The 12537-nt window shown below is 71.1% G+C and carries 10 protein-coding genes; all 10 read right to left on the bottom strand.

Going from position 1 to position 12537, the window contains the following annotated elements; translation table 11 throughout:
- The coding region (locus LP52_RS19825) for an NUDIX domain-containing protein (protein WP_040275762.1) at positions 1-644 on the bottom strand (644 nt) is incomplete at its 3' end.
- Positions 641-2362: a CTP synthase gene (locus tag LP52_RS19820; RefSeq protein ID WP_084723349.1), complete on the bottom strand. Its 1722-nt coding sequence runs from the start codon at positions 2360-2362 to the stop codon at positions 641-643. The genes LP52_RS19825 and LP52_RS19820, both read right to left, overlap by 4 nt.
- Positions 2363-2726: 364 nt before the next feature.
- On the bottom strand, positions 2727-3275 hold the full coding sequence (locus LP52_RS19815) for a hypothetical protein (protein WP_157036405.1): 549 nt from the start codon (positions 3273-3275) through the stop codon (positions 2727-2729).
- Positions 3276-3425: 150 nt separating this feature from the next.
- A complete protein-coding gene (locus tag LP52_RS19810; RefSeq protein WP_040275758.1) occupies positions 3426-4334 on the bottom strand; it encodes a hydroxymethylglutaryl-CoA lyase in 909 nt (302 codons plus the stop codon).
- 239 nt (positions 4335-4573) lie between these two features.
- Entirely contained in the window at positions 4574-5569 is a 996-nt protein-coding gene (locus tag LP52_RS19805) for a GNAT family N-acetyltransferase (protein WP_040275756.1), read from the bottom strand.
- Positions 5570-6033: 464 nt separating this feature from the next.
- A complete protein-coding gene (gene uvrB / locus LP52_RS19800; protein ID WP_040275754.1) occupies positions 6034-8142 on the bottom strand; it encodes an excinuclease ABC subunit UvrB in 2109 nt (702 codons plus the stop codon).
- 501 nt (positions 8143-8643) lie between these two features.
- The gene (locus LP52_RS19795) at positions 8644-9288 is read right to left on the bottom strand and encodes a VOC family protein (protein ID WP_040275792.1); all 645 of its coding nucleotides are present in this window, start codon (positions 9286-9288) and stop codon (positions 8644-8646) included.
- Between the two features lie 127 nt (positions 9289-9415).
- Positions 9416-10009 (bottom strand): dephospho-CoA kinase, encoded by a 594-nt coding sequence (gene coaE / locus LP52_RS19790; RefSeq protein WP_193790017.1) that lies wholly within the window; start codon positions 10007-10009, stop codon positions 9416-9418.
- A 10-nt stretch (positions 10010-10019) separates the two neighbouring features.
- The gene (locus tag LP52_RS19785; RefSeq protein ID WP_040275752.1) at positions 10020-10532 is read right to left on the bottom strand and encodes a GNAT family N-acetyltransferase; all 513 of its coding nucleotides are present in this window, start codon (positions 10530-10532) and stop codon (positions 10020-10022) included.
- Between the two features lie 113 nt (positions 10533-10645).
- A complete protein-coding gene (gene rpsA / locus LP52_RS19780) occupies positions 10646-12148 on the bottom strand; it encodes a 30S ribosomal protein S1 (RefSeq protein ID WP_040275750.1) in 1503 nt (500 codons plus the stop codon).
- Positions 12149-12537: the final 389 nt, after the last annotated feature.

The following is a 12537-nucleotide window of genomic DNA, read 5'->3' as shown; positions in this document are numbered from 1 at the left end:
CGGGCCGGACGCAGGGACGCCAGGGAACCGCGGGCGGCGTTGGCGGCCAGCACGCCCACGACCGCGGCGCCGTTGCGCAGCCGCCCGTCCAGGGCGGCCTCCACGGCCTCCTGCAGCGGCACCCACCGCAGCACCATGTCGGTCTCCTCGTGGATGCGGTCGAAGCCGATCTCCGCCTCATCCAGCCGGGTCAGGCCGCGCCCCAGGAACACCTGGATGCGCTCGCTGGAGAAGCCGGGCGAGGGGAAGAAGTCCGCAAGCTCGTACCAGTCCTCGGCGGCGAATCCGGCCTCCTCGCGCAGCTCGCGCTGTGCGGTGAGGACCGGCGGCTCGCCCTCCTCGTCGCGCACGCCGGCGGGCAGCTCCCACAGCCGGTGGGCGACGGGGTGGCGGTACTGGCTGACCATCAGCACACGCCCGTACTCGTCCAGCGCGAGGGCTCCCACGGCGCCGGGGTGGTCCAGATACTCCCGGGCCACCACCTCGTCTTCGCCGCCGCTGCCGGGCATGTGCACGCGGTCGACGCGGGTGGTGGTCTTCGCTCCGCGGTAGGCCTCGCTGCTGCGCTCGACCTCCCAGACCTCCGGGCGGTCGGTGAGCTCGCCGGAGGTCTCCGCCTGGAAGGGGGTGGGCTCGCCGGTCATGCCCGCTCGGCCGTGTCGGCGGACTCGGCGGCCTCCGCGGGCGCCTCGTGCGCGGGCACCGCCTCGGCCGCTGCGGTGTCGGTCCCCGCAGCGTGGTCCAGGGCTGCCGCGACCAGCCCGCGGAACATGGGGCTGGCACGGGTCGGCCGGGAGCGAAGCTCGGGGTGGGCCTGCGTGGCGATGAAGAAGGGGTGCTGCTCACGGGGCAGCTCGATGTACTCCACGAGCCGGCCGTCGGGCGACAGGCCCGAGAAAACCATCCCGGCCTTCTCCAGGCGGGCGCGGTAGGCGTTGCTGACCTCGAAGCGGTGCCTGTGGCGCTCGTGGGCGCGGGCCTCGCCGTAGAGCTCGCGGGCGATGGAGCCCTCGGCCAGCTCGGCCGGGTACAGCCCCAGCCGCATCGTGCCCCCCATGTCGCGCTCACCGGCGACGACGTCCGTCTGGTCGGCCATGGTCGAGATGACCGGGTGCTCGGCCTTGTCGTCGAACTCGGCGCTGTTGGCGCCGGCCAGACCAGCGGCGTTGCGGGCGTACTCGATGACCATGCACTGCAGGCCCAGGCAGATGCCCAGGAGCGGGACCCGGTTCTCGCGGGCGTAGCGGATCGCCCCGAGCTTGCCCTCGATGCCGCGCACACCGAACCCGCCGGGGATCAGCACGCCGTCGGCGCCGCCCAGCTCGCGCTCGGCTCCCTCGGGGGTGGCGCAGTGGTCGCTGGCCACCCAGCGCAGCTCGATCCGCGTGTTCTCGGCGAAGCCTCCGGCACGCATCGCCTCGGTCACCGACAGGTAGGCGTCGGGCAGGTCGATGTACTTGCCGACGAGGGCGATGGTGATCTCGCGCTCGGGCTGGTGGACACGGCGCAGCAGGTTGTCCCACTCGGTCCAGTCGACGTCGCGGAAGGCCAGGCCCAGGCGGCGCACGACGAAGGCGTCCAGGCCTTCGCGGTGCAGGACCTTGGGGATGTCGTAGATCGAGGGGGCGTCGGGGGTGGAGACCACCCCGCCCTCGTCCACGTCGCACATCAGGCTGAGCTTGCTCTTCAGGCTCTGCGGGATGGGCCGGTCCGCGCGGCACACGAGCGCGTCGGCCTGGATGCCGATGTTGCGCAGCGCGGCCACCGAGTGCTGGGTGGGCTTGGTCTTCAGCTCACCGGAGGGGCCCAGGAACGGCAGCAGCGAGACGTGCAGGAAGAAGCAGTTGTCGCGGCCGATCTCGTGGCGGATCTGGCGCACCGCCTCGAGGAAGGGCTGGGATTCGATATCGCCGACCGTGCCGCCGATCTCGGTGATCACCACGTCGACGTCGGCGGAGTCCATCGCGTAGATGCGCGCCTTGATCTCGTTGGTGATGTGCGGGATGACCTGCACGGTGTCCCCGAGATAGGCGCCCTGGCGCTCCTTGGCGATGACGCTTGAGTAGACCTGGCCGGTCGTGACGTTGGCCGAGGCCGACAGCTCGGTGTCGAGGAAGCGCTCGTAGTGGCCGATGTCCAGATCGGTCTCGGCCCCGTCGTCGGTGACGAACACCTCACCGTGCTGGAAGGGGTTCATCGTGCCGGGGTCGACGTTGAGATAAGGGTCGAGCTTCTGCATGGTGACGCGGAGGCCACGCGACTTCAGCAGCCGTCCGAGGCTGGATGCGGTCAGACCCTTGCCGAGGCTGGAGGCGACCCCGCCAGTGACGAAAAGATGTTTGGTGCTCGCGGAGGTTGCCAAAGATTGCTCCCGTGGTCGTACGGCGACGGGCCGCCGGTTCGGCTCGGAGGCCCGTGCGGTGCCCGGCGCCGAAGGGGCTCGGCCCCGTCCGCGACCTCGGACTCCACGGGCCACCAGGATAACAGCGCCCGACCCCCGCCCCGGCACGTGCCTCGCTCGGACCGTGCCGCTCGCCAGCGGGGCTGCCCTGCCGCGACGCCTGCGTGCGGGCGCCGACGGGCTCTGCGCACAGGGGGCCGCGGCGGGGCCGCGGACCCCGGCAGCGCAGCGGCACGGTTCCGCGAAGCGGCGTGCTGCGCCTACCCGTGGTGGACCGCCCCTGCGGCGATCGGTCGCGTGTGCGTGAGGCGCCGCGGAACACGGGCTATCGGCCTGCGGGACCGCCGTGAGGAGGCTGCGGCCGCTGCGGAGCGGGGGCAGACTCCTGCCAGGACTGCTGCTGCCACTGCTGCTGGGGATGGGGCCGCTGCGGGATCGGCTGACCGGGATAGGGCTGCGGACCGACGTAGGGACCGGCCTGCGGGGCGCGCCCCTCGTCACGGCCGAGCAGGAAGGACGTGGAGAGGAACACGAACACCAGGGCGGTCGCCCCGAGGGCACCGTAGAGCAGGCCCACCGGCGGGGCGTCCCGCAGGTTCAACAGTCCTGCCAGGCACATCCCCGAAGCGGTCACCAGCGCGAAGGCGAAGGCGAACCTGCCCGGCCGCCGGATCAGCCACGCCGTGGACCCGGCGAAGACCAGGGCCAGTGCGGGGCCGACGCCGAAGTAGCCGAGGACGTAGCCCGGTTCCTCCTCTCCCGCGGACAGCGCCACCGCGATGGAGACGAGTCCGCGCACGGCGGCCACGGCGACGAAACCCAGGCAGACCGCTTGGGCGACGCGCACTGCAGAAGGGACGGGGGCATCGGGCATGGGGGAGCTCCCGGTGTCGGGGTGGAAAGGCCGCGGTGAACGCGCTCGGACACGCTCCGGCTACAGAGAGGCTACCGACGGTCGCCACCCGGACGCACCCCGCTTGCGCCGAATCCTCGGGGGGCGCCGCCGCGGGCGGACCCCCGGGTCTCAGCCGCGCCCGGCCGGGAACACGCCGGCGCGCCCGAGCAGGGCCGTGGGCGCGGCGCCCAGAACCGAACCGAGCCACATGCCGCTGCGGGCGGTCTCGGTGACGTCGATGCCCGTGTGCCGGCCGCTGCGTTCGAGCTGGAAGACCAGGTCCTCGGTGGCGATGTTGCCCGTCGCGCCGGGGGCGAAGGGGCAGCCGCCGAAACCGCCGACGCTGGAGTCCAGCACGGTGACGCCGTGTGCGACGGCGGTGTGGGCGTTGGCGTAGCCGGTGTTGCGGGTGTTGTGGAAGTGGCAGCGCAGCCGGGCGCCGCCGACGACAGGGCGGACACGCTCGATCAGATCGGCCACCTGGCCGGGCACGCCCACGCCGATGGTGTCGGCCAGGGCGATCTCGACGGCGCCGGCGTCGGCGGCGCGCCGGGCGACCTCCACCACCTGCTCGGGGTCGGTCTCGCCGTCGAACGGGCACCCGAAGGCGGTGGAGACCGTCGCGCTGACGGGCATGCCGGCGTCGGCGGCGACCGCGGCGATGTCGGCGAAGGCGTCGTTCATCTCCTCGACCGAGCAGCCCTGGTTGCGCCGGCAGAAGCCGTCGGTGGCGGGAATGGCGACGTTGACCTCGTCGACTCCGGCTTCCAGCGCCCGGTCCAGGCCGCGGCGGTTGAGCGCAAGACCGATGTAGGAGACGTCCTCGCGGCGCGGGACGCCCGCCATGACCTCCTCGGCACCGGCCATCTGCGGCACCCGGCGCGGGTTGACGAAGCTGACGGCTTCGATCCTGCGGGCGCCGGCGCCGATGAGCTGCTCGATGAGCTCGATCCTGCGGGGCGGCGGCAGCGGGGTCTCCTCGTTCTGCAGCCCGTCCCGCGGTCCGACCTCGACGATCTCCACGTGCTGCGCGGCCATTGCGCCACTTCCCGTCTTCACGACTGCTGGCTGCGCCGCCGGTGCCGGGGCGCCTCACGTGCGCGCGAAGGCGCGCGAGCCGGGTCTGTGCCCGCACCGCCCAGGATAGTGCGGCGACCCGCGCACTGACCCGGAGGCGGTGACGGGATCATCCCATCCGCACGGGCACACGCGTCCAGCCGCCTCCGCATCCGGCTTCAGGCTGTGTCGACGGGGGCACGCGCCGCCCCCGTCCGCACTCAGCGCAGCGCCAGCGCCGGGCGGACCTCCCATGTGGTCCACACCGGCCGGTAGCCCATGCGGTTCCAGAAGGGCCCCGAAAGGGGGTTCATCATGGCGTAGTTGAGGACCGTCACCTGCACGTTGTGGGCGTCCAGCGCCTGATGGGCCTCACTGATCAGGGCCGTGCCGATGCCGCGGCCGCGCTCCTCCTCGGCCACCACGCCGTAGCCGATGTGGGCGGCCGGTGCAGCCCGTACCAGCGGGGCGGCCCAGCGGGCGCGGTCGGGCGGGGAGACCCAGACCAGGCCGACCGGACGCCCGCGCCGCTCGGCCAGCCACACCCACGAGGGCGAGCGGCTCAACGCGCGGGCGGCGACCCGGCGGGTCTGCTCAGGGGTCTCGGGCTGGATGAACACCCCGCCGAAGAACTCCTCGTAGCGGTGCTCCTCCATCAGCAGGCTGACGATCTGAGGGAGGTCCTGCGAGTCGGCCAGGCGGATGGTGACGTCGCGCGGCGGCAGCGAGGGGGGCACCCCGCGGCGCCGCTCGCGCGCGGCCAACACGCTGTAGGGCTGCAGTCCGTGCGCCTGCAGCGCGGGTACGCCCAGGACGTCGCGGGCAGGCCAGGTAAGCTGCGCGGCCGATTCCGAGCCGGTGCCGGTGGGCAGCTGCTGCAGCTGTTCGCGCCAGCTCGACAGCAGCGAGTCCAGCGCGCGCCCGGGATCGGGGCCGCCCACGATGGGCGTCAGCCAGTGCTGGTCGGGCATGCCCCAGGTCCGGCCGATCTCGCCGGGCTGGTACCAGGAGTAGCGCATGGTGCCCGTGGCCACCGGTCGTCCGGCCTCGTCGCTGACCGTCAGCAGTGGATAGGTGCTCTTGCGCGGGCGCGTCGGCGCCGGCAGCAGAGGATCGACCTCTCGCCAGCGCGTGGCGACGGAGTCGACCAGCAGATCGAACTCCGTACCGCTGCCCGGAAGCTCGTCGTTCCGCACCCGGGCGACATAACCGCCCATCCCACCTCCCAGGCCGCGCATCCCGCACACACCCGCCCTCGGCTCGCCGGCGCGGCTGTCGGGAGCCGATCAGTGGTCACGTACCGTCGCAACACGGACACAAAGACCGTAGCGCCTCAGGAGTCGCTCCGCTCGCGATTGCGGCGAGAATTTCCCTGATCGTTTTGAAATTGTCGCTATGCAATTTCATGGCCGCAAAGCCCGATCGGTCCAACAGTAACCGATTCGCCCGAGATCACGACGTGCGGGGTGAACCTGAACACAGGCCACTGACCGCGAAGGATGCGCGTTAAACGGCCGATGCGGCTGCCGTCGGCGATTGCACACTGGCCGCCCGACGGGGGGCGTACGGACGGCCGCGCTGTCGGCGCGCGTGCATCGGCACCGCCGCGATCGCGCGTGCGGCCGCGGGCGAGGCGCCGTCGCCTTCGCCCGGTTTCGACGCCGGCGGCCCCGGCGAGAGCTCAGCTCACCCCTGCGGCGTCCATTCCGCGCAGCTCGCGCTTGAGCTCCTTGATCTCGTCGCGCAGCCGGGCGGCGAGCTCGAACTGCAGATCGGTGGCCGCCTGGTGCATCTGCTCGCTGAGCTGATCGATGAGCTGGGCGAGCTCGGCCCTGGGCATCCGGGTGACGTCCTCGGAGCGCTCGGAGCCGGCCGACTTCAGGTCGGGCACCGGGGTCTTGGCCTGCTGGTCGCCCTGCCGGTAGCCCGAGCCGATCAGCTCCTGGGTGTCGACGTCCTCGCGCGCCAGCGAGTCGAGGATGTCGGCGATCTTCTTGCGCAGCGGCTGCGGGTCGATGCCGTTGGCCTCGTTGTAGGCCAGCTGCTTGGCGCGGCGCCGGTTGGTCTCGTCCAGGGCGTTGCGCATGGAGTCGGTGACGTTGTCGGCGTACATGTGCACCTGGCCGGCGACGTTGCGCGCCGCTCGCCCGATGGTCTGGATCAGCGCGCTGGAGGAGCGCAGGAAGCCCTCCTTGTCGGCGTCGAGGATGGCCACCAGCGACACCTCGGGCAGGTCCAGGCCCTCGCGCAGCAGGTTGATGCCCACGAGGACGTCGAACTCGCCGGTGCGCAGCTCGCGCAGCAGCTCGACCCGGCGCAGCGTGTCGACCTCGCTGTGCAGGTAGCGCACGCGGATGTTCAGCTCGGCGAAGTAGTCGGTGAGGTCCTCGGCCATCTTTTTGGTCAGCGTGGTGACCAGCACGCGCTCCCGGCGCTCGGCGCGCTCGCGGATCTCGTGCACGAGGTCGTCGATCTGGCCCTCGGTCGGCTTGACGACGACCTCGGGATCCACCAGTCCGGTGGGGCGGATGACCTGCTCGACGACGTCGCCGCCGCTGCGGCGCAGCTCGTAGGGACCGGGCGTGGCCGAGAGGTAGACCGTCTGCCCGATGCGCTCGGTGAACTCCTCCCACTTCAGCGGGCGGTTGTCCAGCGCCGAGGGCAACCGGAAACCGTGGTCGACCAGGGTGCGCTTGCGCGAGGCGTCGCCCTCGTACATGCCGCCGATCTGCGGCACCGTCACGTGGGACTCGTCCACGACCAGCAGGAAGTCCTCGGGGAAGTAGTCGAGGAGGGTGTTGGGGGCGCTGCCGGGCTCGCGGCCGTCGAAGTGGCGCGAGTAGTTCTCGATGCCCGAGCAGCTGCCCACCTGGCGCAGCATCTCGACGTCGTAGGTGGTGCGCATGCGCAGACGCTGGGCCTCCAGCAGCTTGCCCTGGTTCTCCAGCTCGGTGAGGCGCTCGCCCAACTCGGTTTCGATCGCTCCGACGGCGCGTTCCAGGCGCTCGGGGCCGGCGACGTAGTGGGAGGCCGGGAAGAGGTAGACGTGTTCGTCCTCGCCCAGCACCTCGCCGGTCAGGGGGTGCAGGGTCAGCAGCCGCTCGATCTCGTCGCCGAACATCTCGATGCGGATGGCGAGTTCCTCGTAGACCGGGATGACCTCGACGGTGTCGCCCCGCACGCGGAAGGTGCCCCGGGTGAAGGACACGTCGTTGCGGCTGTACTGCATCTCGACGAGCTTGCGCAGCAGGTCGTCGCGGTCGACCTGCATGCCGACCTCGAGCTCGGCCATCCTGTCGACGTACTCCTGCGGCGTGCCCAGGCCGTAGATGCAGGAGACCGAGGACACCACGATCGTGTCGCGCCGGGTCAGCAGCGAGTTCGTGGCCGAGTGCCGCAGCCGCTCGACCTCGTCGTTGATCGAGGAGTCCTTCTCGATGTAGGTGTCCGTCTGGGGGACGTAGGCCTCGGGCTGGTAGTAGTCGTAATAGGAGACGAAGTACTCGACCGCGTTGTTGGGCAGCATCTCGCGCAGCTCGTTGGCGAACTGCGCCGCCAGGGTCTTGTTGGGCTGCATGACCAGCGTGGGCCGCTGGAGCTGCTCGGACATCCACGCCACGGTCGCGGTCTTGCCGGTGCCCGTGGCGCCCAGCAGCACGGTGTCGGCGTCGCCCGCCTGCACGCGGCGGGTGAGCTCGGCGATGGCCGCAGGCTGGTCGCCGGCGGGGCTCATGTCCGAGACCACCTCGAACGGCGCCTTCTTGCGCTGAATATCGGTCACCGGCCGCACGTCGCCTCAGCTCCCCTCGCGTTCCGGATGTCTGCCCACGCTATAACCCGCCGGTGACAACACAGCCCGCACGCGGCGGATTCCGAGGTCAGTGGCTGCGTCGTGGGGACCGGGAGGACGGTGTGCACCGTCAACCTACGAGCCTACGCGTGCCGTTCCCAGCGCTCGATCCTGCGGGACCGCGCCGCTGCCGAGGCCCTGGATCGGATCGGGTCGCGCGGCTGCCCACCCGGATCCCCGATCGCTTCGACTCGGGTGAGCTGGTCTTCGACGGGATCACCTGAGGGATGCCGCGCGGGTCAGCACGCTCCTCCGTCGGAGTATCCGCGACGGCCGCGACGCCGAACGGCTGAACCCGCGCCTGCGCCGCCTCGTCGAGGCCTCGCTGACGCAGTACGCGGAGCTGATCCCCGTACGGCGCCACCGACGGAGCGGCCGCCTGATGAACGCTCTGCCCGTGCCCAGAAAGGTCGCCCGGCGGTTCCGGTTCGCCCTCCAAGGTCAGTCGCGCCCCAGTTCGGTGCAGATGCAGGCCTTGTTGCCGTCCGGGTCGGCCAGCACGGTGAAGGCCGGGGCACGGCTCTCGTCGACGACGCGGCCGCCCGCAGCCACCGCTGCGGCGATCCGCCCCTCGGCGGCTTCCGGCGGGACCGTGACGTCCAGGTGGAAGCGCTGCCGATCGGGCGCGGTCGAGTCGGTCGCCTGGAACCACAGCGGCGGAAGCCCTCCCGCCGGGTCGACGACGTCACCGCCTGACTCACCACCGCCGAGAACGGCTGCCCAGAACGGCCGTGCGGTTTCGGTCGCAGGCGTGTCCAGGGCGACCTCCAGCACCTGTACCCGCCCTGGCCGCGGGACCAGCCCATGGTCGGCTGCGAGCGCGCTGATCCGCTCGGCCAGCCGGACGTCCCGCTCGGTGACCCCACCGGCGTCGTGACTGCGCAGGACGAGCTGCACATGCCCAGCACGCAGATCGACGTCGGGACGGTGACCGGCCTCAGCGGCGAGCCGTCCCACTGCCGCGACGAACGCGGCCCCCGCCTCGAACGAAGGGGTCTCGAACCGAGCGCGCAGCGCCCCCAGCAACCACCGCCAATCCGCCAGATCGACCTGCCGTACCCCGAGACGCGTGGTCTGCTGCACCATGACTGCACGGTAGTCCACGGACCCGCCGCCGCGTCGCTCGCGATCCCCTTCCGCGGACCTCGTCGAACACCGCGGCCCGCCTTCAGCACCGCGCCCCGGCGGCGCACTGCCCGGCGGAGCCGCTCCCTCAGGCGCGGGTGCGCAGGTACTCCCACACCTCGGCAACCCGGGCGTCCAGGTCCTCGGGGGTGCCGGAGTTGTCGACGACGATGTCGGCGGCGGCGCGGCGGCGGTCCCGGGCGGCCTGGGCGTTGATGCGGGCGCGGACCTGGTCGGCGTCCATGCCGCGATTGTGCACGACCCGGGCGACCTGCTCCTCCTCGGGCACGTCGACGACCACGACGACGTCGTAGAGGCCGCCGAGGTCGTTCTCCACCAGTAGCGGGACGTCGTAGACGACGACCGCGTCGGCGGAGGCCCCCTTCATCAGCTCCTCGGTGCGTGCGCCTACACGCGGGTGGACGATCGCGTTGAGCTTGGCCAGTTTCGCGGTGTCGGAGAAGACGATCTCGCCCAGTCTGGGCCGGTCCAGCCGGCCCTCCTCGGTGAGCACGTCGTCGCCGAACTCGGCGGCGATCTCCTCCAGTCCGGAGGTGCCCGGCTCCACCACCTCGCGGGATATCTGGTCGGCGTCGACGATCAGCGCGCCGTGGCCCTCCAGCCTCCGGGCCACCGCGCTCTTGCCGGATCCGATTCCTCCGGTGAGTCCCACACGCAGCATGCCGGCGAGCCTAAACGCCGGCCGGGCGGGGCTCGCGGCCGGGGACCGCCTTGCGCATGTGCACCAGCGCCAAATGGTCGGACATGCGCTCGCGGTGGGTCTCGGCGTAGCCCAGGCCGCGGTAGAGGCGCAGGTCGTCCTCGTTCTGCTGCCCGGTGACGACGGCGAACGCGGCGACCTCGGGATGGGCGTGTGCCAGGCGCTCCTCCAGCGACCGCATCAGCGCCCGGGCGATACCCCGGCCGCGCCGGTCGGGTGCCACGCACAGCCGGTTGACCAGCCCGGTACCGCCCTCGACGCGCCCGCGCACCGCGCCGACGATCCGCGTACCCTCAACGGCCGTGAGCACGTGCCCGCGGGTGATCGCGCTGCGGACGTTGTCGAGCGTCTCGGCCAGCGCGAGGACGAACGGGTCGCCGTACAACTGGGCCTCGTCGACGAACGCCGCCCGCTGCAGCGTCCAGATCTCGCCGGCGTCCTCGACCGCTGCGGCCCCGATGGTCGGCTCGGGCGGGGTGGGCATCGCTGCTCCCGTGGTCCATGGACGAACGCGGCTGCGGCGAGCATAGCGAAGGGCCGCCCCCGTTCCCGGGCGCGGCCCTCGGCGATTCGCGTGCCGACCGTGCGGCGGGGGCCTTAGCCCTCGTTGCCGCCGGCGAGCTTCTCGCGCAGCGCGGCCAGCGCCTCGTCGGAGGCGAGGGCGCCACCGGTGTCGGGCTCGGCCGCGGGGGCGCTCGGCGCCGCCGCGGGGGCTGCGGCGGCCTCTTCCTCGCCACCCTCGTACGGTGCCTCGGGGCCGGCCTCGGCCTCGGCGGCCTGGGCCTCCTCGACCTGCTTGCGGTGCGCCTCGAAGCGGGCCTGAGCGAGGGCGTACTGGCGCTCCCACTCGTCGCGCTGAGCCTCGAAGCCCTCGAGCCACTCGCCGCTGTCGGGGTCGAAGCCCTCGGGGTACTTGTAGTTCCCCTGCTCGTCGTAATCGGCCGCCATGCCGTAGAGCGTCGGGTCGAAGTCGACCTGGTCGGGCGAGACGCTCTCGTTGGCCTGCTTCAGCGAAAGGCTGATGCGCCGGCGGTCGAGGTCGATGTCGATGATCTTGACGAAGATCTCGGTGCCGACCTGGACGACCTGCTCAGGGATCTCCACGTGGCGCTCGGCCAGCTCGGAGATGTGCACCAGGCCCTCGATGCCCTCCTCGACACGCACGAACGCGCCGAAGGGGACCAGCTTGGTGACCTTGCCCGGAACGACCTGGCCGATCTGGTGCGTGCGGGCGAACTGCTGCCAGGGGTCTTCCTGGGTCGCCTTGAGCGACAGGGAGACGCGCTCGCGCTCCATGTCGACGTCGAGGACCTCGACCGTGACCTCCTGGCCGACCTCCACGACCTCGCTGGGGTGGTCGATGTGCTTCCAGGACAGCTCCGACACGTGCACGAGGCCGTCGACACCGCCCAGGTCGACGAAGGCGCCGAAGTTCACTATCGACGAAACGACACCCTTGCGGATCTGGCCCTTCTGCAGAGTGTTGAGGAAGGTCTGGCGGACCTCCGACTGGGTCTGCTCCAGCCAGGCGCGGCGGGAAAGCACCACGTTGTTGCGGTTCTTGTCGAGCTCGATGATCTTGGCCTCGAGCTCGCGGCCCACGTAGGGCTGGAGGTCGCGCACACGGCGCATCTCCACGAGCGAGGCCGGAAGGAAGCCGCGGAGTCCGATGTCGAGAATCAGACCGCCCTTGACGACCTCGATCACCGTGCCGGTGACGACGCCCTCCTCTTCCTTGATCTTCTCGATCGTGCCCCAGGCGCGCTCGTACTGCGCGCGCTTCTTGGACAGGATGAGGCGGCCTTCCTTGTCCTCCTTCTGGAGGACGAGGGCCTCGACGTGGTCGCCGACCGCCACGACTTCGCCTGGGTCGACGTCGTGCTTGATCGACAGTTCCCGGGACGGGATAACACCCTCGGTCTTGTAGCCGATATCGAGCAAGACCTCGTCTCGATCGACCTTCACGATGGTGCCTTCGACAATGTCACCGTCGTTGAAGTACTTGATGGTCTCGTCGATCGCCGCGAGGAAGGCTTCCTCGGACCCGATGTCGTTGACCGCTACCTGGGGTGTCGAGGTTACCTCTGTGCTGCTCGTCATGTGTGGGTGGACTCCGGATACGGACATTGGCAGAATAGGTGCGCCGCGGAATCACGCGGCCGAATCACCACCGTCCGAATCGACTTCGGACCCGCAACCGAAGCTCGGGTCTTTCCGCGAATCCCAGGTGCCGACCAGCCACCGCTCCCGAATCCCCGGGGGGTCGAGTCGAGTATGCGATCTGGCTGTCACACCGGCACGATCTCCGAGGTCGAGTTGCGCACGCGAGTCCACAACGCTCTTGCCACAATATGAGACGCGGGCGTCCAGGTCAATCGGAAGCGGCCCGGCGAACCGGCTCCGGACACAGGTCCGACGCGTTTCCGCCGCGCCCCGACGACTGGAGTGCGGGACCGGTTCCGGCCGGCGGCGCACCCATCCCGAGCGAT

The organism is Streptomonospora alba, assembly GCF_000826685.1.
GTDB classification, from domain to species: domain Bacteria; phylum Actinomycetota; class Actinomycetes; order Streptosporangiales; family Streptosporangiaceae; genus Streptomonospora; species Streptomonospora alba.
The sequence above is the reverse complement of the archived record's forward strand: the minus strand, read 5'-3'. Positions and strand labels throughout refer to the sequence as shown.